The 19,354-nt window shown below is 68.8% G+C and carries 17 protein-coding genes, 1 tRNA gene and 1 pseudogene; 11 read left to right on the top strand and 8 right to left on the bottom strand.

Translation table 11 applies throughout. The features are described from left to right. The first annotated feature begins 121 nt into the window (after positions 1-121). The 4 genes from J7E89_RS32555 (at position 122) to J7E89_RS32540 (ending at position 4,615) form a co-directional block, all read left to right on the top strand. A complete protein-coding gene (locus J7E89_RS32555) occupies positions 122-1,033 on the top strand; it encodes an ATP-binding cassette domain-containing protein (protein WP_214978643.1) in 912 nt (303 codons plus the stop codon). After that, positions 1,030-1,893: an ABC transporter permease subunit gene (locus tag J7E89_RS32550; RefSeq protein WP_214978641.1), complete on the top strand. Its 864-nt coding sequence runs from the start codon at positions 1,030-1,032 to the stop codon at positions 1,891-1,893. The genes J7E89_RS32555 and J7E89_RS32550 overlap by 4 nt, the downstream gene beginning before the upstream one ends. A 348-nt stretch (positions 1,894-2,241) precedes the next feature. Beyond that, complete coding sequence (locus J7E89_RS32545; protein ID WP_214978639.1) at positions 2,242-3,465, top strand: GDSL-type esterase/lipase family protein; 1,224 nt, start codon at positions 2,242-2,244, stop codon at positions 3,463-3,465. A 403-nt stretch (positions 3,466-3,868) separates the two neighbouring features. Further along, a complete protein-coding gene (locus J7E89_RS32540; protein ID WP_214978637.1) occupies positions 3,869-4,615 on the top strand; it encodes a DUF4232 domain-containing protein in 747 nt (248 codons plus the stop codon). Positions 4,616-4,835: 220 nt separating this feature from the next. On the opposite strand, the gene J7E89_RS32535 is transcribed toward J7E89_RS32540, so the two are convergent. Next, a tRNA-Met gene (locus tag J7E89_RS32535) sits at positions 4,836-4,909 on the bottom strand. Between the two features lie 197 nt (positions 4,910-5,106). Here J7E89_RS32535 and J7E89_RS32530 point away from each other — a divergent pair. Genes J7E89_RS32530 through J7E89_RS32520 form a run of 3 tightly spaced genes read left to right on the top strand, consistent with a single transcriptional unit; the run spans position 5,107 to position 9,094 of the window. After that, a complete protein-coding gene (locus J7E89_RS32530) occupies positions 5,107-6,510 on the top strand; it encodes a hypothetical protein (protein WP_214978635.1) in 1,404 nt (467 codons plus the stop codon). A gap of 59 nt (positions 6,511-6,569) precedes the next feature. Next, entirely contained in the window at positions 6,570-7,832 is a 1,263-nt protein-coding gene (locus J7E89_RS32525) for an AAA family ATPase (RefSeq protein ID WP_214978633.1), read from the top strand. Further along, positions 7,829-9,094, top strand: a complete 1,266-nt coding sequence (locus tag J7E89_RS32520; RefSeq protein WP_308315674.1) for a VWA-like domain-containing protein — start codon at positions 7,829-7,831, stop codon at positions 9,092-9,094. The genes J7E89_RS32525 and J7E89_RS32520 overlap by 4 nt, the downstream gene beginning before the upstream one ends. A gap of 453 nt (positions 9,095-9,547) precedes the next feature. Here J7E89_RS32520 and J7E89_RS32515 read toward each other — a convergent pair whose 3' ends face one another. After that, a complete protein-coding gene (locus tag J7E89_RS32515) occupies positions 9,548-10,024 on the bottom strand; it encodes a hypothetical protein (protein WP_214978631.1) in 477 nt (158 codons plus the stop codon). 513 nt (positions 10,025-10,537) lie between these two features. On the opposite strand from J7E89_RS32515, the gene J7E89_RS41360 reads away from it, so the two are divergent. Next, positions 10,538-12,049 carry a hypothetical protein gene (locus tag J7E89_RS41360; protein WP_251061402.1) on the top strand — a complete coding sequence of 504 codons (1,512 nt, stop codon included), beginning with the start codon at positions 10,538-10,540 and terminating at the stop codon, positions 12,047-12,049. Positions 12,050-12,088: 39 nt separating this feature from the next. Here the strand turns inward: J7E89_RS41360 and J7E89_RS41355 are convergent. Further along, positions 12,089-12,778: pseudogene (locus tag J7E89_RS41355) on the bottom strand (IS5 family transposase); the annotation flags it as partial. A gap of 296 nt (positions 12,779-13,074) precedes the next feature. Here J7E89_RS41355 and J7E89_RS32500 point away from each other — a divergent pair. After that, entirely contained in the window at positions 13,075-13,515 is a 441-nt protein-coding gene (locus J7E89_RS32500) for a hypothetical protein (protein WP_214978627.1), read from the top strand. On the opposite strand, the gene J7E89_RS32495 is transcribed toward J7E89_RS32500, so the two are convergent. Then, positions 13,456-13,968, bottom strand: coding sequence for a hypothetical protein (locus tag J7E89_RS32495; protein ID WP_214978625.1), 513 nt, complete (start codon positions 13,966-13,968; stop codon positions 13,456-13,458). The genes J7E89_RS32500 and J7E89_RS32495 overlap by 60 nt on opposite strands. A gap of 372 nt (positions 13,969-14,340) precedes the next feature. Next, complete coding sequence (locus tag J7E89_RS32490) at positions 14,341-14,874, bottom strand: MarR family winged helix-turn-helix transcriptional regulator (RefSeq protein WP_214978623.1); 534 nt, start codon at positions 14,872-14,874, stop codon at positions 14,341-14,343. 113 nt (positions 14,875-14,987) lie between these two features. Between J7E89_RS32490 and J7E89_RS32485 the strand changes: the two genes are divergently transcribed. Continuing rightward, positions 14,988-15,944: an EamA family transporter gene (locus J7E89_RS32485; RefSeq protein WP_214978621.1), complete on the top strand. Its 957-nt coding sequence runs from the start codon at positions 14,988-14,990 to the stop codon at positions 15,942-15,944. Between the two features lie 498 nt (positions 15,945-16,442). Here J7E89_RS32485 and J7E89_RS32480 read toward each other — a convergent pair whose 3' ends face one another. After that, positions 16,443-16,928: a DUF1772 domain-containing protein gene (locus J7E89_RS32480; protein ID WP_214978618.1), complete on the bottom strand. Its 486-nt coding sequence runs from the start codon at positions 16,926-16,928 to the stop codon at positions 16,443-16,445. A 5-nt stretch (positions 16,929-16,933) separates the two neighbouring features. Beyond that, positions 16,934-17,347: a nuclear transport factor 2 family protein gene (locus tag J7E89_RS32475; RefSeq protein ID WP_214978616.1), complete on the bottom strand. Its 414-nt coding sequence runs from the start codon at positions 17,345-17,347 to the stop codon at positions 16,934-16,936. 92 nt (positions 17,348-17,439) lie between these two features. Here J7E89_RS32475 and J7E89_RS32470 point away from each other — a divergent pair, with 92 nt between their 5' ends. Beyond that, positions 17,440-18,063, top strand: a complete 624-nt coding sequence (locus J7E89_RS32470) for a TetR/AcrR family transcriptional regulator (RefSeq protein WP_251061401.1) — start codon at positions 17,440-17,442, stop codon at positions 18,061-18,063. Between the two features lie 413 nt (positions 18,064-18,476). Here J7E89_RS32470 and J7E89_RS32460 read toward each other — a convergent pair whose 3' ends face one another. After that, positions 18,477-18,935: a nuclear transport factor 2 family protein gene (locus tag J7E89_RS32460; protein ID WP_214978614.1), complete on the bottom strand. Its 459-nt coding sequence runs from the start codon at positions 18,933-18,935 to the stop codon at positions 18,477-18,479. Positions 18,936-19,354 lie beyond the last annotated feature (419 nt).

The raw sequence follows: 19,354 nt of genomic DNA, 5'->3' as shown, positions 1-19,354 counted from the left end.
AGGTTGCCACCCATGCCCCGGCATCAGCCTGCAGGCGTATGCCTTCAGGCAGATGCGGCACCTTCGATTCCTGCCCGTGGACCGATGTGGCACGGGCCTGGCCGGCGGCAACGTGGACCGCATGATCGAAGTCAATGGACTGAGCAAACGCTTCGGCGACGTTCTCGCCGTCAACGAGCTGACTTTCACGGTACGGCCCGGGAACGTCACCGGGTTCCTCGGACCGAACGGCGCCGGCAAGAGCACCACCCTGCGCATGATCCTCGGGCTGAACCGGCCCACCGCCGGAACCGCCACCATCGACGGGAGCCCGTTCGCCCACCGGCAGGCCGGACTGCACCACGTCGGTGCGCTGCTGGACGCCGGGGATGTCCACCCCGGCCGAAGCGCCGCCGCCCATCTGTCTGCGCTGGCCCGCAGCAACGGTCTGCCCCGCCGCCGGGTGCGGGAAGTCCTGGAGGAGGTGGGTCTGGCCGCCGCTGCGCGCCGCCGCGTCGGCGGGTTCTCCCTGGGGATGCGGCAGCGGCTGGGCATCGCGACCGCCCTCCTTGGCGATCCGCCCGTGCTGCTCTTCGACGAGCCGGTCAACGGCCTTGACCCGGAGGGCGTGCGGTGGGTGCGCGACCTCTTCAAGCGGCTGGCCGCCGAGGGGCGCACGGTGCTCGTATCGAGCCATCTGATGAGTGAGATGGAGAACACCGCCGACCATCTCGTCGTCATCGGCCGCGGCGAGCTGATCGCGGAAGAGACCGTCACCGCGTTCGCCGCGCGCGGCACCCGTACCCGCGTCACCGTGCGCACGCCCGACCCCACCCGGCTCGCGGGCGTCCTGACCCCCGAGGGTGCGGGCGTACGAACGGACGGAGCCGAGTCGCTCACGGTAACGGGGCTGACCGCGGCCCGCATCGGCGAGCTGGCCTTCGAACACCGGATCCTGCTGCGTGAACTCGCCTCGCGCAGCGCCTCGCTGGAGGAAGCGTTCATGGAACTGACCGCCGACCGCGCCGACTACCTCGCGGGTGATCGCCGATGACCGGGGCGGCCCCGCTGACAACGCCCCGGCCGGCCACGACCGCCCGGTCCGTGCCGCCGGTGGAACCGCGCATCCGTATGAGCGACCTCATCGCCGCCGAGTGGATCAAGCTGTGGTCGCTCCGCTCGACCTACTGGGTGCTCGGGCTCGGCGTCCTGGTCCTGATCGGGCTCGCCGCGCAGAGCAGCCTCGACACGTACGGCAACTGGCCGGACTTCGGACCGCAGGAGAAGTTCCACTACGACCCGATGACCGAGGCGCTCAGCGGTGTCGGCGTGGCCCTCCTCATGATCGGTGCGGGCAGCGTCGGGGCCCTGACGATCGTCGGCGAGTACGCCTCCGGCCTGATCCGCACCACGTTGACCGCGGTACCGGCCCGCCAACGGGTGGTGGTGGCCAAGGCAGTGGTCGTCGCGGGCGTCATGCTCACCGTCGGCGTGGTCGTCTCGGTGGGTACGTTCAGCGTGAGCCAGGCCATCCTGTCCGGCCGCGGCATCGGCCTCTCGATGGGCGATCCCGGAGTCCCACGCGTGCTCGTGGCGAACGCGCTGCTCGCGCCGGTGGCGGCCCTGGTCGGCATGGGCATCGGAGCGCTCCTGCGGCACACCGCCACCACCGTCGTCACGGCCTGTGCCGTCCTCGTCGTCCTGCCGGGCTTCTTCAAACCGAGCGTTCACCAGTGGGCGAACGACCTGTACGGCATGTTCCCCTACTACGCGTGGCGCACCTGCCTGTCCCAACTTCAGTCCCGTACCGGCTCCGCCCTGCCCACGGTGGCCGAATCGTGGACGGCCTTCGCGCTCTGGCCGCTCGCCGCGACAGTGCTCACCGTGCTCGCCGTGCGGCGGCGTGATGTGTGAACGTACGCCCGCCTCGCCATGGCGGCGGGGGACTGGCTGCGTACGCCCTGCGGCCTGCGGGGCGTACGCCTCGGTCTGGAGGCCGAGTTGGTGGGCGCAGTACTTCGCCATACCGGCGGATGTGCACTCCGTCAGGTACGGCGAGATGTGCGCGACGTCCTGGGCAGCGGCGGTGCGGCCCTCCTCCTGTAGCTGAGCCATTTTTGAGCAGTGGGCATCCATGGCCGGTACGACGCTGATAGCCGACTGCGCCGGTCGGCCGGGGCGTTGTGAAGGGCCGGTCTCCACGAGGGGAATGGGCGGAAAATCATTGGGTGGGCCATGCATCCGACCGGCAGAATGGCAACCATGAACGACCGTCTCGACGACGTCCCCGGCGCCCCCAGGGCCGCCCGGGCGACGGACTGGATCACCACGCCCATCACCACGGACCTCCTGCGCGGCGCCCTGGATCTGGAGCACACCGAACACGGGGTGCTACCGCACCGGCTGCCCGCCCGGGCTCGTGCACAGTGCGCCGACGGGCAGCTGGCCATGGCGGAGGCCCAGCCCTCCGGCGTACGGCTGGTGTTCCGCACGCGGGCCACCGCCGTCGAACTGGATGCGCTCCGCACCAAGAACGCCTACCAGGGCGCCCCACCCCGCCCCGACGGCGTGTACGACCTGCTCGTCGACGGGCGGCCGGCCGGCCAGGCCAGTGTGACCGGTGGCAACGTCCTGATGGTGGACATGACCACCGGGTCCGCGGAAACCCGGCCCGGCCCGGTCGGCACGGTACGGTTCTCCGGCCTCTCGGACCGTGTCAAGGACGTCGAGATCTGGCTGCCGTACAACGAGATCACCGAGCTGGTCGCCCTGCGCACCGACGCCCCCGTCGAGCCCCTACCGGACGGGGGCCGCAAGAAGTGGCTGCACCACGGCAGTTCGATCAGCCATGGCTCCGACGCCGCGAGCCCGAGCACAACCTGGCCCGCGCTGGCCGGCTCCCTCGGCGGTGTGGAACTGACCAACCTGGGCCTCGGCGGCAGCGCCCTGCTCGACCCGTTCACCGCCCGCGCTCTGCGCGACACCCCCGCGGACCTGATCAGCGTCAAGATCGGCATCAACCTCGTCAACACCGACCTGATGCGCCTGCGCGCCTTCGGCCCCGCGGTGCACGGCTTCCTCGACACCATCCGCGAGGGCCACCCCACCACTCCACTCCTGGTCGTCTCGCCCATCCTGTGCCCCATCCACGAGGACACTCCCGGCCCGAGCGCCCCGGACTTCAGCAACCTCGCTGCGGGACGACTCCAGTTCCTGGCCATGGGCGACCCCAGCGAACGGGCCGGCGGGAAGCTGACCCTCAACGTTATCCGGGACGAACTGACCCGCCTCGTGAAGCAGCGGTCAGCCGACGACCCGCACCTGCACTACCTCGACGGCCGCGACCTCTACGGCGAGGCGGACTTCGCCGAACTGCCGCTGCCGGACCAGCTCCACCCGGACGCCGCCACACACCGCCGCATCGGCGAACGCTTCGCCGCCCTGGCCTTCGGCTCCGGCGGCCCGTTCGCCGCCCAGCGGGGCTAAACCGTAACGGCGGTGACGGTTCGCCCGCGTCCGGTCCCCACCAGCGGGGCATCCACGACACCCTCGACCTCGTCGCCGAGATCAGCGTTGACACCACCATCGGCATGGGTACTTGCGTCGTCTGCTGCCCTTCGTACGGTTGCGCCTGGACGTCTCGTTGACCGCCGTGCCGCCCTCCAACGGGATGCAAGGGCCACGGTTCACGCCCAGGGCCCGGCCAACTCACCACGAGCCGCCGAGGGACGCACCGAGCCGAGCCGACGCTGCCGTCACGAGCGGGCGGCGTTACCGGCACGTCAGTGGTACGTCAGCGGAACGGCAGGGCAGGGACCGAAGCTGTGAGCAGATCAGTTGTCAGCACATGGCATCGACCGCACCGACCGCATCACACGGGGAGCCCCACATGCGTACCTTCATCCACCGCCCTGCCGTACTCGCCGCGACCACCGCAGCCGCCCTCAGCCTGACGCTCACCGCCTGCGGTGACGGCAGCGCCAAGGGCGACGGGGCCGCCGAGTCCGCCTCGGTCTCGAAGTCCGTCGGGGACGGCGCCGAGAAGCAGGACACAGCCGCCGGCAGCAAGGCGGGCACGGGCACCTCCGGCACGAGCACCTCCGGTTCGGGTAGCTCCGGCACGAGCACCTCCGGTTCGGGTACCTCCGGCTCCACCGGCTCCGCCACGCAGGCCGGTTCCAACAAGAAGCCCAGCGCAAAGACCCCGGCCTGCACCGTCGACGACGTGAGGATCTCCGCGGCCAAGCAGGACGGCGTACCCACCACGCACATCACGCTGACCGCGACGAACGTCTCGGGCCAGGACTGCACGCTGCTCCAGTACCCGCTGATCGCGTTCAGCGACGTACCCCAGACCGCCAAGGACGTCCCGTCCGTCGCCAAGAGCAAGCCCGGCGCTCCCATCGTGCTGAGCGCAGGCGCCCCGGCGTACGCGGCCGTACGCATCAACCAGGGCGGCGTCGACGAGAAGAACCACGCTGTCAGCTCCTTCTACGTGAACCTCTTCGCCGCCGACGGCCCCGCCGAGGGCAGCAAGACAGTCACCGCGCCCAAGGGCGGCATCGCAGTCAACGACGCGGTCGCGAAGACGGGCTACTGGACGTACGAGCTGCGCAACGGCGCCGACGACTTCTAAGCCGGCGCACTCGCGCACTGACCCGAATGCGCACAAGGCCATGCCCCGACCTCGGTCGGGGCATGGCCTCAAAAACCTCGGTGCGGTGAGCCCGGAAACCGCCCAGTGCGCTGGCGAGCTGGATGCGGATTCGGACGAAAAGGCCGAGCGCGCGCAGCACGCTCGCCGACCGCACGGCAGAAGGGCCCGGATCCACCAGGATCCGGGCCCTTCTGGGCAGTAGCGGGGACAGGATTTGAACCTGCGACCTCTGGGTTATGAGCCCAGCGAGCTACCGAGCTGCTCCACCCCGCGTCGGTAAACACCACCCTACGGCACTGTGGGGCAGGCAACGGCTCCTTTTTCCGGACGGCGTAGGGACTTAGCGCTGTACTCGGCCACTAGGCACGCCAATTGGCCTGGCCGATCGAGATGAGGAGCGTTATGATCGCCGCGATGACGACTCATACTGTTGACAGATTGGGGGTCCCGTCCGCGCAAGGTGAGTGCTGATGCTCACTCAGACCGCGAACAGGGATTCCCGCCTTTCCTTCTGGCAGCGCGTGCGTGAATTCGCCGTGCCGCCATCCATGATCGAGACTGCGACCGCCCGCCGTTGTGCCGGGGACTGGGCGGGGGCGTGCGCCGCCGCAGGCATCGATGTCGACCTCAATCTTCGTTCCGTGGCGCGTACCCATGGCCAGGAGCTCGCAGCCCACATCCGGGCCGATCTCCGTCATCTGGCGCCTGACCTGTTGCGCTGGCACATGCCGAGGATCGCTCCTGATGGGCTGCTGCGCCCAGGTCTGACCATCGCTCTGGCTCGGTACGACACCGCTGAGTGCGACGGCGCAAGCGCGTTGCACCTGGTGGCCCGGACTCCGCCGGCTTGGGCGGATGCGGGTCAGCGGATCAGCCTCGCGTTGTGGGACGGATCCCACTCCGAGGCCGGCGCCTCCCGCCATCCGCACCCCCGTCCCAACCAGCGGTTCCGCCTCGACCTGCACCGCCACCTGTGGGACGCGCGCAGGACCGATGAGCTGCGGATCCGGTCCGGGGCCGATCGGCTGCCCGCCGACGGCCGCCCTGTGCCGGCCCCGGAGCTGCTGAAGACGGTGCCTCAGGGGCACCGCTGCGCCGTTGACCGGTGGGCGGCCGAGGCTGGGATTCTCCTCCGCGCCGAAGGACGGTCCACCGGTGCCGTCACCGTGCGGTTCGGGGCCCGGCATCGGCTGGTCCTGGACCTGGTCGCGGAGAGCGACGGCGTACGGCCGCCCGCATTGAGGATCGCGGCGGCGTCAACAGATGGCGGCGCCTTCGGGCTGCCCGTCCTGCCCGACGCGGCGACCTGGGTGCTGCCCGACCTGGAACTGGTCCGCACTGGTTCGATCGAGGCCGATCGGCTGCACCCGCTGGTCGCCTCGGCGCTCGTACCGGATCATTCGCCGGCCGGTCCGTCCCAGAGTCCGGACCGGGCAGGACAACCGCGCCTCGTGGAGTGCCGGGGAGCTCAGCACCGGATCGCCCTGGTCGACGGAGTACTGGCCCCGCTGGATCACGACCCGGCCGAGATCCGCCGGGAGGAACTGCTGATCGCACTGACCGGCACTCCGCTGCCCTGCCTGCGGGCAATCGACGAGGCGCACCGTCATCCGGACTGCCTCACCGGCGTCCGCGAACGCCTTGATCACGGCGACACAGCAGGTGCGCTGGCCGTCGTCGAGGGTCTGCTGGGCCCCGACGCACTGCTGCGCGCCGGTGCTCTGCGGGACGAACTGGAGAGGGCCGCGCTGCGGCGGATCACATACGGGCTGTACAGGTCAGGTCTGATCGGACGCGGACCTGGCCCCACTCGCCCGGATCGTCGCCGTCCCCGTGACCGCCGCTCACACCCGCGCCAGGCGACCTCTCGCTGACCGGGGACCTCCGTCCCCTGCCATCCACTCGACTTACACGAACCCATAGGTGATCAAACATGCCCACATACACCCCGTTCGCTGCCACCCGCACCCTCTCCGACCCAGCCAACCCCTCGCAGCTCGACCTCGCCGGCGAGTTGCTGACCCTGCTGCGCGACACGACCACCGAACCGCGCCCCGACACACAACTGGAGGCCCTGACTCTGTCCGTGGCTGCCGACCTGCCCGTGCTCCTGTGGGGTGAGCCGGGGATCGGCAAGACCGCGGCACTGACACAGCTTGCAGCGGCCCTGGACCTTCCGCTGACCACAGTGATCGCCAGTGTGCATGAGCCGTCCGACTTCTCGGGCCTGCCCATCGTCGGAGACGATCCCGCGGAACAGGGTGTCCCGATGGCCCCGCCGGACTGGGCAGTCCGTCTGGTACGGGCCGGCCGGGGGCTGCTGTTCCTGGACGAGCTGTCCACGGCGCCGCCGGCCGTTCAGTCCGCCCTGCTCCGCCTCGTGCTCGAGCGGCGGATCGGCTCCCTGCAACTGCCGCCAGGCGTACGGATCGTAGCTGCCGCCAATCCGCGGTCCTCCGCCTCCGACGGCTGGGAGTTGAGCCCGCCCCTGGCCAACCGGTTCGTTCATCTGCAGTGGACCCATGACCACGAGGTCGTGGTGCGCGGCCTCGGCGGGACCTGGCCCCGGGCGACACTGCCACGGCTCGACCCCGAGAAGTTGTCGGAGGCGGTGAGCTTCGCCCGCCGCGCGGTGTGCGGGCTCCTCACCGCCCGCCCGGCGCTCGTGCACCGGCTGCCCAGCAGTGAGACTCGCCGGGGCGGCCCCTGGCCGTCTCCCCGCAGCTGGGAGATGACACTGTGCCTGATCGCCTTCGCGACCGCGGCCGGCTCCTCCCGGGAAGTGCTTTCCTTGCTGGTCAGGGGCACCGTGGGAGACGGTCCGGGGCTGGAGATGCTGGCCGCCCTGGACCGGATGGACCTCCCGGACCCCGAGGTGCTTCTCGCCGATCCCGCGGCTGCCGTCCTGCCCGAGCGGGGGGATCGACGCCAAGCAGTGCTCGACGGCGTGGTGGCGGCGGTCCGCCGGCGCCCGGAAAAGTCTCGTTGGGACGCGGCGTGGGCGCTCCTGGTCCGGGCGGTGGAGACCGGAGCCGCGGACCTGGTGGTCGTGCCCGCGACCACCCTCGCCACGCTGCGCCAGGAGGACTGGGACGTTCCGGCATCGATCGAGGGGCTCGCCGGAGCGGTGTCCCTGTCCCGGCGAGCGGACGACGCTGCCGCGCGGGTCGCGGTCGCCGCGAAGGCGGGCCGGTGACCCCAGACGCACCGGGGACCGGGGCTCTGGACCTCGACAAGCTCTTCGCCGCCCGACTGCACGCCGCCCGGGTCCGGCTCTACCTCGCGACAGCCCTTTTCGCCCTGCACACCGTCGAGTCCCGGCGGGTACCGACGATGGCTGTCGACCGGCACTGGCGGTGCTACGTCTCGCCGGCCTTCGTGGATCACACACCGGTGGAGGAACTGGCCGGCGTATGGGTGCACGAGGTGTCACACCTGTTGCGCGACCACCACGGGCGCAGCGACCGGGTCGCCCGGGAGCGTGGGCTGATGGGCCCGGGGGAGCGGCTGCGGATGAACATCGCCGCGGACTGCGAGATCAACGACGACGTGTTCGGTGACGGGTTGGTCCGGCCCGAAGGCGCCGTCGTACCGGCCTCCTTGGGGCTGCCCGAGGGGGAGCTCATGGAGGACTACCTGCGCCAGTTCCGGCTCGGGCCGCGTACGCAGAGCATGACCTGGCTGGACTGCGGCAGCGGCGCCGACGGACTGGAACGGGAGTGGGAGCTGGGACCGGACGGTGCGTACGGCCTCAGCGAGCAGGAACAGGACGCGGTCCGGTTCCGGGTGGCGCAGGGCATCACCGCCCGTCCGGGGAACGCCGCGAAGGGGTGGCAGCGGTGGGCGGAGGAGGCTTTCCACCCGCCGCAACCGTGGCGGGATTTGCTGGGAGCGGCGATCCGCTCGGCGGCTTCGGGCTCCGGCGCGGGCGAGGACTACACGTACGGCCGGCCGTCGCGGCGCTCGGCCGGGTTGCCCGGCGTTGTTCTGCCGAGCCTGCGGCGCAGGCCGCCTCGGGTCTCCGTGGTCATAGACACATCCGGCTCGGTCAGCGACACCGAACTGGGCAGCGCACTCCTCGAGGTTGCCGCGATCTCCCGTGCCGTGGGCGGCCGTCGCGACCTGGTCACCGTGCTGCCGTGCGACGCGGCGGCCCGGATCGTGCACCCGCTGTGCCGTGCCGAAGGAATACCGCTGGTGGGCGGCGGGGGCACGGATCTGCGAACCGGCTTCGCCAAGGCGCTCCGAGCGCAGTCCCGCCCCGATGTCATCGTGGTGCTGACCGACGGCCAGACGCCCTGGCCGGGCATGCGACCACCGTGCCGGACGGTGGTGGGTCTGTTTCCTCGGCAGCATGCGGCCCGGTCGTGGGACGAGGACGATCCCGAGTACGTTCCGGACTCGCCGCCCGCGTGGGCGCGAGTGGTTGACATCGGGCCGTCCTCTGCGGCTCGGTGAGCCCCTCAGGACGGCATGGACAAGAGCCCTGCGCTTTGTGGTTGGCCTTCTTCTCAGGGATGGGTGCGCCGCCCGGATTAAGGGTCGGCGCGCTGGCGGGGGTGGCGAGTACTCCGAGGAGCGGGGCTGTTTCAACTGCTATAGCGGCGAGCCGTGCTGGGGATGCTTGCGGTGCCAACGATCGCGACGTACCGGGGGCTCACGCCCGGCTTGCCGGCACAGCCCGTACGAGTCCTGAACGGCCCGTGCGTGGCGCTGCACGTGCGTGGAAATGGCGCACCTCGCTGAAGGGCTCCGCCCCCAGTCCGTTATCACATCTCTGGAAACCAGACCGGGCTGGTTGACGCGCGGCACCAGGAATCGGATCAGGCGCAAATTCCGTGAGGACGATCGATGGTGTCGGCCTCGGTGACGCAACGCCATCTGGCACCGTGGTCGACGTTCAGGACGGGGTTATCGGAGCGGTCCGTGTTCGTCGATGAACACGGGGGGCGTGGACAGGAACACATCGGTGTTCACGGGGCCGTAGGCGATGTTGAACGTGTCCAGCCAGTACGACCAGCCCCGGATCCCCAGTGCACTGCTGAAGCGGTAGTTGAGCTGCCAGCGCACCCACTGGCCAGGGACGAGCCGGACACCGGGAGGCCGCCGCTGCCGAGGTGGCAGGCCAAACAAGGGCTGCACTCGGGGAAACACGCGCAGCCGAAGACCATCTGCCTCGCGGAACTGGACATCGACCTTGCTCAGGTCCTCCCGGCTGTAATGCGGCTCGAAGCCGTCACACTCATGCATGCGAATTACATGCGCGAAGGGGGCCGCATCGTGCGGGAGAGCGAAGCCGCCCGGGGCCGCGTTCCTGCGCGAGGCAGCTTCCTCTCCCCGGGACTCCTTCGTCCAGGACGTCCGTATCCACTGGACGGTGATTTCCATGGCGTACCCCCGCCGAGTCGTCGAGGGACTCACTCTATTTCCCTCAATCACCGGACACGTCACGCGGTTGCTGGCTGTGCCGGGGGGCGGGTGGCGGTGAGCAGGACGCGCTTGCGGAGGCGTGGGAGTTTGCCCCGGCCTTCCGCCGGACCGGAGTTCGAGCAGGTGTCGTGCCCTGAACGCCGCGTCCCAGTCCTCCCTTGAGGCGAAGGTGTGGAGCCCTGGCAGATCGTCGGCGCAAGTGCCAGAGATCCAGACTTTCAGATGCTGGAAAGCACGGACGTGTCCATGGAGTGCTCAGGTGCTCAGGATGTCGCATCATCCACCCAGTGACCTGCGCTGATCGTCTGGTGGCTGCCGCGGTAGCCGAGGTCTTGGAGGTCGGCGTGCGATCACAGCGCAACCCCACTGAGACCACGCCACCTGCGCCTGTTGTCCGGCAGTTCAGCTGCCGTCGGCGCGGCCCCACTTGCCGAATGGGACGCTGTCAGTGTGCGCCCCTACAGTTTCCGCATGGGCACTGAGACACAGCCGGAGAACTCGCCACAACATCTGCTTCAGAAGTGGATGGGCGACCTGCCGTACCAACTGCTACTCCTGGAGAAGGTGCTCCTCCTCGAGGGCTTCTCCTTCGACTACACCCCCAAGTCGCTGGACACTCTGGAGGCCCGCCTGCTGGAGCACTACGACTCCGTCCAAGACACCAAGAAGCGGACCGAGTTCGTCGAGAGCGCGATGGCCTATCTCGGCGAAGTCCTGCTCGGCATCGCCGGCGGTGCCTGGGGCTGGAACACTCGGCCGGTCGACGATCTCCCGGGGCAGCCTGTCGTCTGGCCGGACGCGGAACTGGAACTCTCGCCCGTCGCACCGATGTTGCTGATCTCGTACGCCCTCCGCATCCGCACCGGGACAGCGTTCGCCAAGGAGATCGAGCGGCTGCGGCAGGCCGTGGCGGAGCGACAGCACTCCGTTCCGGGGTGGGAGCCGGTCAAGGAGCACACGCCGCGCGTGGACCCCAGGGCGCCGCTGCCGGAGGATCCGGCGCTGACGGCGTGGCTGGCCGAGCGGACGGAGGCGCTCCCTGCCTGGGCCGAGAACGCGTTCGACGGAGCGTGGAGGTGGAATTTCCACCCCGACACGTTGGACTGGCTGGAAGCCGTGGTGAGGCAGCGGTTCGCCACGGTGGAGGAATTCGACGCCTCACGGGACGAGCCGTTCGTGCAGGGCGCCTGCTGGTACATGGGCGAGGTGATCCGGCGGAACAAGGGGGCGGTGTGGCAGTACATCCCATTCGATTCTGACGCCGACCCCGGGGTCCCGGGGTCGCGGGAGAGCGTGTGGACCGAGGTGCCGTTCGTGGATCAGCCGGACAAGCGGGTCGGGGGCGCGGCGGTTCCGCTGGAGAGCCTGCGTGAGCTGCTCCCCAAGGAGGACGATGGGAAGGGGAAGGATGGGCTGTCCGACGTGTTGTTCTGCTTCAGGTCGTCCTCGTACGCACACGTGGGGGCGCTACTCCAGCGGTTGGCCATGGTGTCTCGGGAGAAAGTCGACAGCGTCCTCGCGAAGTACGCCGAGTTCGCATACCAAGAGTTGCCACCCCATGAAGTGCCTGACGCGCTGGAAGCGTTCGGTGTGGCGATCTCAGCTCACGGGGACGATGTCGACGATCTGGAGGAGAGCTATGCGGGCATCCTGAAGGAGGCCGCGGCACTCACCGATGGCGCGGTCACCATCACCGACGTCCGGCTGCGTGAGGACGAGGTGAACGGCGAGGTCCTGGAGTTTGCGCGCAACGGCGTCTTGGTGACCCAACAGACCGAGCACACGTCGGACGACTACCTCGACCACCTGGCGATCGTGGAGTTCATCGACCACGTCGACCCCGACCCGGGCCACGACACGCGCCGGTTTTACGTGGTGCAGTTCGTGCGCCTCAGGGACGCCAACTACGAGACTTACTTCGTTTTCGCCACGCCCGAACAGGCCGCTGTGCTGGAGAAGGAACTCGGCCTGGAACTGCGCTGAGCGAACCGAGCGGATCGGTGATCGGCCCCCCGCCCGGGGTGAAGCCGGCCTGCCACCCCGGCTGCCGCGCCGCAGGCGGTGGCCGCATTGATCGGCCGGAACGGCGATGACCGCCCTGATGCCGCGCCGCCGGAGGTGTTCGCGGATAGCCCGTGACGAATACGCCTTGTCTGCCAGGACGGCCTCTGGCCGGGTCCGGGGCCGCCCACGCCCTTGGGGAACACGCAGGCCGGCCATCACGTCAGCGAAGGCAAGTGCTCACCGGCCTGTCCGGCGGTGAGGTGGAAGGCCAGGGACCGGCAGTTGCCGTCGGCCGCGACATGGATCTTCGTGGTCAGCCCACCGGGGGATCGGCCGATGGCGTGGTCGTCCGGCTCGTCGGCCGGAGCCGCTTTTTTTCGGGCTCCGGCCGCGTGCTGGTGGGCTCGCACGATCGTGGAGTCCACCGAGATGACCCAGTTCAGGTCCTCGTCGGCGTCCGCCTGTGCCAGAAGCCCGGTGAATACCCGCTCCCAAGTGCCGGTCGGCGGACCACATCCGAAGCCGGTTGTAGACGCCCCGCCCGTTGCCGTACTTCTCTGGCAGCTGCACCCACTGTGCCCCTGTCCGAAACTTCCACGCGATGGCGTCGATCACCTCTCGGTGATCCCGCCACCGGCCACCCCTCTTCGGTGTCCGGTCCGGAAGCAACGGCTGGATCCGCGCCCACTGCGCGTCAGTCAACGGCACACCAGGACAAACGATCAGATGATCTGGAGGGAGCGGCTACAGGCAGCCGGTGCCATCGGCCTCGCCTGCAGCTGTCCGCCAAGCCACCACTCGGGCGGCCTTCACGTCCGACCGCAGGCCCAGAGGGTCGAGACCGAAATGATCCTCCAGCTCGTGCCGCAGGAACTCACCGATCTCCGTATGGTCAGCGCCACCACGGAGCCGCTGGAGGAGAGGGGCGAGCATGCAGTCGTACTCGTCCTGCACATCGGAGGATAGGCTGCCCCCTCGGCCGGTTCCGGTGCGAGGAGGAGCACATGTTGGACGCGGTGACCATCCGGTTCATCGGGACCGCGGCGAAGCTGGCCCCCGACGCGCTCGCCGCCGTCTACGACCACATGGTGCGCCTCCGCGGCCAGGGCGGCCGCGAGGCAAGCCGCGCGCTCAAGCTCTCCGCTTCGCACGAGTCCGAGTTGCAGGCCAAGGTTAGGTCGACCCTGCTGCCGCGTGCCGACGAACTGAACGCGTTCCGCTCCGGCCTGCTCTCGGGCGCCAAGTCCGCGTACGTCATTGCCGCACGGGCGGTTTACCACCGCGAAAGCCTCGCGCAGGAGCACTACCAGTGCTCCTGCGGCCCTTCGCCGCGGCGGGCGTCGAGATCCAGCCCTGCGCGGCCGGCCCGGACTCGTGACCGTCGGTCAGTGCCAGTTCTCGGCCCGGTAGACGTACCAGAGTGCCGCCAGGCCTTCCGTCCGTGAGGCCTCGGCCGTCATGGCCAAGGCCTCGGCCCGATCGTAGGGATCTTGAGGCTTCCTGTCCGGCACGGACCGTGTCATGACCAGGTACCCGCACGCGCTGCGCTGCCACGCTGCGTGGGAGGCGGCCGAACTGCTCAGCAGAGCGTCGTAGTACGGATCGCTCGACGTGCGCCGCGGCGGATCCACGAGCGGCTCGCCCTGCGGCACCGGCCACTCTCGCACCCTCTCGCCGTCCCTGTACGCGGCGACCTTCTGGGCGTGGCGAAGAACCATGTAGCCCATGGGAATCCACTGGACCAGATGTCCGCCGTAGTCCTTGTCAGGATCGGCGAACGCGTACGTGGTCCGGCGCCAGCCGTAGATCAGGTATGGCGCCGTCTCCCCATCGCCCTCACCGTCCAACGGGTCGATACGGTCGGCTTCCACGGGCGGGTAGCGGTAGGGCTCTTCCACACCTCGATCGTGCCAGAAGGCGCCTCGCGGCTGCCGGGCAGGTAGTCGTCGAAATACGGGTCCTCGTACGGGGGCGGGGCCTCGGAAGGGGGGCGCTCCAGCCTCGTGCCAGTAGTCGAGGCGGGAGCATGCGATCGTTCTGCTCCGACGGCGACTTCAAGTCAGCGTGCAGATCACAGGAAGGTGCCTGCGATGTGGAGTCCGGTCAGGTAACTCGCCGGCGGGTTCGGCGTTGGAATCGCGATCGTCTACCGCGACATTCGTGAGGCCTTCGACGTACGGGCCGCCCTCGCGCCGGACTTGGCCGAGGCGATGGAGATGGCCCGGACGAAGGCGTTCGTAAATCCGGGACCATCCTCAACACCACCAGCCCTATTCGCTCGGCAACGTCTGGCCCAGCTTGCGCAGTAGATCGGTCAGGGCGCTCCGCTCATCGGCGGTCAGTCCGGCGAGTAGTCGCGTCTCGTTGCGGACGTGCTGTTCGACCGCTTCGTCGATGAGCTCTCGCCCCCGGTCGGTGAGCCGAATCAGTCGGCCTCGCGCGTCGTCCTCGGCCGCTCGGCGGTTGACCAACCCGGCGCGTTCCAGCCGGTCGACCCGCTTGGTCACCGCGCCCGAGGTGACCATCGTCGACCCGCGCAGCTCACCGGCGGTCAGCTCGAAAGGAGCGCCGGAGCGGCGCAGAGTGGCGAGCATGTCGAACTCGCCCCTGCCCAGGTCGTAGCGCTCGAAGACCCGGCACAGCCGCTCGTCCAGCGCCCAGTGCAAACGGGTGATGCGTCCGACCACGTGCATGGGGCTGGGGTCGAGGTCGGGCCGCTCCCCGCGCCACTGGCCGACGATGAGATCTACCGCGTCGGCGTCGGCGTCGGAGGGCGAGGCGACGGAGTCGACGTCCTGAGGCATGACTTGACCATCTCTTCCATGGAAACTAATCTACCTTCCATGGAAACTATCGCATGTTGCCTGTTGTTAGCGAAATTTGGTGACCGGCACTTCGGTACGGACGGCGGTGCGCCATGAAGAGCGGCCGGCAATTCCTCACCTCAGGTGTGACGGCGCTGGCACCGGCGATCTGGGGAAGCACCTATCTGGTCACGACTGAGTGGTTGCCGCCGGACCGCCCGCTACTGGCCAGCACCGTGCGGGCGCTCCCCGCGGGCCTGATTCTGCTGACCTTCGCCCGCACGCTGCCAACCGGGGTATGGCTGTGGCGCGCCCTGGTGCTCGGAACGCTCAACATCGGCGCGTTCAACTTCCTGTTGTTCGTCGCGGCCTATCGTCTACCGGGTGGCATAGCGGCAATGATCATGGCGGTACAGCCGATGCTTGTGCTGCTCTTGGCGGCGCTGCTCATCGGGGACAGGATTCGGTACACGCACGTGGCGGCCTGCGCGCTCGGCGCAGGCGGTGTCGTTTTGCTTGTGTTCAAGGGGGCAGCGGCACTGGATTATGTCGGTGTGGCGGCGGCGGTGGCCGCAGCAGTCAGCATGGCTGTCGGCATCACACTGACCAAACTGTGGGGGCGCCCAGACGGAGTGGGGCTACTTCCCTTCACCGGCTGGCAGCTAACCGCAGGCGGCCTCGTGTCGTTGCCTTTCACACTGTCCATCGAGGGGCTACCGACCACCATCAGTGGAACGAACATCATCGGGTTTGGCTATCTCGTCTCCCTGGGTGCTGTCATCAGCTATGCAATATGGTTCCGCGGGATAGAGAGGTTGCCGGCACTGGCGGTCTCCTTCCTTGCCTTGGGCAGTCCGATCGTCGCAACCCTCCTCGGATATCTGTTTCTGCGTCAGACATTGTCGATGCTGCAGCTGGTCGGAATCCTGGTGATTATCAGCGCCGTGCTGCTCGCGCAACCGCGACCGGTCAACCCGCGAGGGCACCGCCCCCATGATTCCCCTAACAGCCAACACCCCGCAGTACCCGAACCGAAGTCACCGTCGACAGCCGAAGGGAGGCGTTCATGATGACTCGTGAGCAACACCTGAAGCGTTCGCGTTCAATCGGTGTTCAGTGTAAAGATTTCGAGTGCCATTGCCGCTGGCCAGAGTGGTGAGCGCGTGGAATCCAACGTCATAGCCCACGGCTTGGCGCATTCGGACAATGTGGCGGCCGCCCGGAAGGCGGAGGCGGCAGTCCGGGCCGGCACTTGACCGCTTGCCGTCGTGAGATCGGCACCGATGGCGGCGTGTCACGCCGGGCGGTCATGCGCTGCTGGCGGACAAGGCGTATCAGGGGTGCCGGCCCGCCCGGTCCGGTTCCCTTCCGGGGGTGCCTCGTGAGGCGATGGAAGCCACTAGCCGCATCACCGACTTCGTGAAGGCCGTCCTTCACCGCGCGTCAGCGTGAGGTTGGAAATGGCTCATTGCCGCTCGATCACGATGCGGTTCAGGGGTTTCGAGGGCGAAGCTGCCGGCGCCGGAATCGGCGGGAACGGCATCGAGGGGCTGGAGCCCGAACGTCGCCTATGGTCTGGCGTTTGGATCGTGGGCAGAGTGGCTTCGGCGCAGGGAAAGGAGAATCAGCAGCGCGAAAGCAGCGAACGCGGTGCCTGTACGGGCGTAGTTGAACGCCTCCCAGCGAGCCAGGATCTCGGCGTGATCGGCGGGTGCCGAGGTGGCTGCCCACTGCTTGATACGGCCGTTGATGGGAACGTTGCCAAGACGGGTGATCAGGAAGGACGCCAGGGCAAGAAGCCCCGCTCCTCCGGCCAGCCACCGCGAGGCGCCACGCGTCACGGCGGCAAGCACGAGGGCGCTCAGCGCGGATATGCCCATAGCGCCTTGCATGGTGATGCCGTTCATCTGCATCAACTGGGCGTGGAAGGACAGCCGCATGTCGAGCGGTACGGCGTTGAAGGTGGGGACGAGGTTGGCCGCTCCGTAGCCAAATGCGCCTGCCAGGGCGCCGGTGGACAGCAGTGCGGCGCCCTGTACGAGTCGGATGCGCATGCGGATCACTCCCAGGTCTCCGGTTCGGCGGGAGCCACGGTCCGCGTGAGCTGTTCGGCTCGTCGCAGCAGGCCGTCCGGGGTGAAGTCCGCGAACATGTGGATTCGTGTGACCACCGGTCCGCCCTTGCGCATCCGGGCGTGAATCGTGAAACGGGCCGCGATCCTGTCGCCGTCCGCGAACGCCTCGTGCACGTCGAACCGGAACTCTCGCTGGTTTTTGCGTACCGGGCGGAGGTGAGCGACGAGGCGGTCCCAGTCGAGACGTACACCGTCGGCCACCTGGACGACGTCACGGGTGTAGTACCTGGCCATCACATCCGAGGCGTCTTCCGAGCCATGGACCACGGCCTGGGTGAAGGGCGTGAAGAAGTCGGCGACGAACTGCTCGGGAGACTTCGTGTCGAGAGGTTTCACCATGCTCCTGCCCTGTAGGCGGACTGCACCACAACGATCTCTTACGTGTCTGTAAGATATAGCGAAGGCATCTATTTCTGACAAGGGTGTAAGAGTTGACTGCTTTCGAGACCCCGGGCGACTCGACGCGGGTTCGGCCTCGCCGCCGCGCCGACGCCGAGAGGAGCAGGACCGCCGTCCTGGACGCCGCGGTCCGGCTGCTGGCCGAGCGCCCCGATGCCGGCATGGCCGCCATCGCCGGCGCGGCCAACGTCACCCGCCAGACCGTCTACGCGCACTTCGGCACCCGGGACGGTCTTCTGGAGGCCGTCGCCGACCGGATCACGGGCGAGGCCATGGCTGCGATGGACGAGGCGGAAGAGGACGGCAGTACCGCCCTGGACGCGATTCTGCGGCTGCAGGACATCGGCTGGCGACTGTTCGAACGTAACCCGGTGCTCCTTCAGCTCGGAAGCACCCGCGCCGGCGCCGATGTTGACCGGGCTCGGCATGAGCCCGTCGCAGCCCGGCTCACCCGGCTGATCGAGAAGGGGCAGGCGTCAGGCGAGTTCGATTCCGCACCGTCGGCTCCCTGGCTGGTGGCCGCAGTCACCGCTCTCGGCCACGCGGCAGGCGACGAAGTCGGGGCGGACCGCATGTCAGTGGAAGAGGCGGCAACCTGGCTACGGACTTCCACACTCGCCCTCCTGGGGGTCAGGCTACGGAACTCGGCGCCATAGGCGGTTCGCGTGGATCACCGGGCAGCTCAGAGGTAGATGTCCGCAACGTGCGGGTCGACGGGCGGGTGGCCTGCCGCCCTGGCTGCCTCGGCGTAGACGGTGGCGTCGCTGGTCTGCCGGTACGGGGATCACTGCCCGGATGCCGCGTCGGCGGGCCTCACGGCCCGAACTACCGGAGGGTCCTCGGCTGCTGACGCTCTTTACGACGCGATTGGCGTTCGCTGCCTTCGTACGGGTCGTGAACGTGCTTGAGGTCGAGAACGACCCGCTCCGCAGTGACCGCGGCTGCCCCGCAGGCCGGTCGACGCTTTGCAGAGCGGCCGCACACTACGCGGCTGACCGGAACCCGCCTGCGGCTGCCCGCGACCCGAGCGGCCGCAGGACAGCCCTTCGGGGCTCGGTCGCCCGCTCCCTCATGGGGCGCAGGCCTCGGCGATCGACAGGCTGTTCTCGTAGAGGTGGTGCCTGGTGATCCGGCCGTCTTCGACGGTGAGGTGCAGCGCGAACGGGCCCTCGAAGGACTTTCCCGTCGCGCGTACGGTCCCCGACAGGTGCCCCATCAGAACGGCGCCGGTGCCCTCGACGAGGAAGCTGTCGACGGAGGCGCGCGCGTCCTCGGGCACGGTGTGCTCCATCAACGCCGTGAACTGGGCGGCGCATTCTGCGGCGGTGGACCGCGGGCGGATCCACGGGACGACGGGGTTCTCGGCGAGCAGCCAGTCGACCTCGTCGGCGAAGAGCGCGACGAGCCGCCCGGTGTCCCCGGCCATCCGGGCGGCAAGGAACTCCTGCACGACGGCCCGGGTGGCCTCGGCGACGGAACTCCCGGTGGTGGCGGAACTGACAGGGGTGGCAGTGGACTTGACGGACATGGTGCTCTCCTCGCGGCTGCGGCCGGATCCCGGCGGGGGTTCCCGTCGATGTGCTTGATCCTGCCGGGGGAGGGGAGAGCGGTCGATTACCCCGGGGGTAATGAGCGGCTGAGCCGAGGGTGTATCCACTTCCGGTTGGTCGGGGAGGGTGCCTGTCGCCACGGGGCTCCTGGCGTGCGTCACGATCATCACGCCGGGCGGCCCAGGACGGAGCTGAAGGCGGGCCGGTCATTCCGACCCGCAGTCCCGACTCAACACCAGCAGCCGGGTTTCCTACCTGCCCGACGACTCAAGCCGGCCGGTCATCTGACTGACGTGGGGCGGCCCCGCGTGGGAGGAGCGGGGCTTTCAGCTGGTGCCGCATCTCGGCTGGGCGGTTTCGTTTGGATCACCGGGCGGGCCCTAGAAGGCTCGTGAAG

Source organism: Streptomyces sp. ISL-100 (genome assembly GCF_018614615.1).
In the GTDB taxonomy this organism is placed as follows: Bacteria; Actinomycetota; Actinomycetes; order Streptomycetales; family Streptomycetaceae; genus Streptomyces.
The sequence above is the reverse complement of the archived record's forward strand: the minus strand, read 5'-3'. Positions and strand labels throughout refer to the sequence as shown.

Bases quoted from the DNA above. Each gene is read 5' to 3' on its own strand.
- J7E89_RS32460 (WP_214978614.1), bottom strand. From the start codon at position 18,935: ATGTCCGTCAAGTCCACTGCCACCCCTGTCAGTTCCGCCACCACCGGG.
- J7E89_RS32550 (WP_214978641.1), top strand. From the start codon at position 1,030: ATGACCGGGGCGGCCCCGCTGACAACGCCCCGGCCGGCCACGACCGCC.
- J7E89_RS32530 (WP_214978635.1), top strand. From the start codon at position 5,107: ATGCTCACTCAGACCGCGAACAGGGATTCCCGCCTTTCCTTCTGGCAG.
- J7E89_RS32515 (WP_214978631.1), bottom strand. From the start codon at position 10,024: ATGGAAATCACCGTCCAGTGGATACGGACGTCCTGGACGAAGGAGTCC.
- J7E89_RS32475 (WP_214978616.1), bottom strand. From the start codon at position 17,347: ATGGTGAAACCTCTCGACACGAAGTCTCCCGAGCAGTTCGTCGCCGAC.
- J7E89_RS41360 (WP_251061402.1), top strand. From the start codon at position 10,538: ATGGGCACTGAGACACAGCCGGAGAACTCGCCACAACATCTGCTTCAG.
- J7E89_RS32480 (WP_214978618.1), bottom strand. From the start codon at position 16,928: ATGCGCATCCGACTCGTACAGGGCGCCGCACTGCTGTCCACCGGCGCC.
- J7E89_RS32500 (WP_214978627.1), top strand. From the start codon at position 13,075: ATGTTGGACGCGGTGACCATCCGGTTCATCGGGACCGCGGCGAAGCTG.
- J7E89_RS32555 (WP_214978643.1), top strand. From the start codon at position 122: ATGATCGAAGTCAATGGACTGAGCAAACGCTTCGGCGACGTTCTCGCC.
- J7E89_RS32525 (WP_214978633.1), top strand. From the start codon at position 6,570: ATGCCCACATACACCCCGTTCGCTGCCACCCGCACCCTCTCCGACCCA.
- J7E89_RS32485 (WP_214978621.1), top strand. From the start codon at position 14,988: ATGAAGAGCGGCCGGCAATTCCTCACCTCAGGTGTGACGGCGCTGGCA.
- J7E89_RS32490 (WP_214978623.1), bottom strand. From the start codon at position 14,874: ATGCCTCAGGACGTCGACTCCGTCGCCTCGCCCTCCGACGCCGACGCC.
- J7E89_RS32540 (WP_214978637.1), top strand. From the start codon at position 3,869: ATGCGTACCTTCATCCACCGCCCTGCCGTACTCGCCGCGACCACCGCA.
- J7E89_RS32545 (WP_214978639.1), top strand. From the start codon at position 2,242: ATGAACGACCGTCTCGACGACGTCCCCGGCGCCCCCAGGGCCGCCCGG.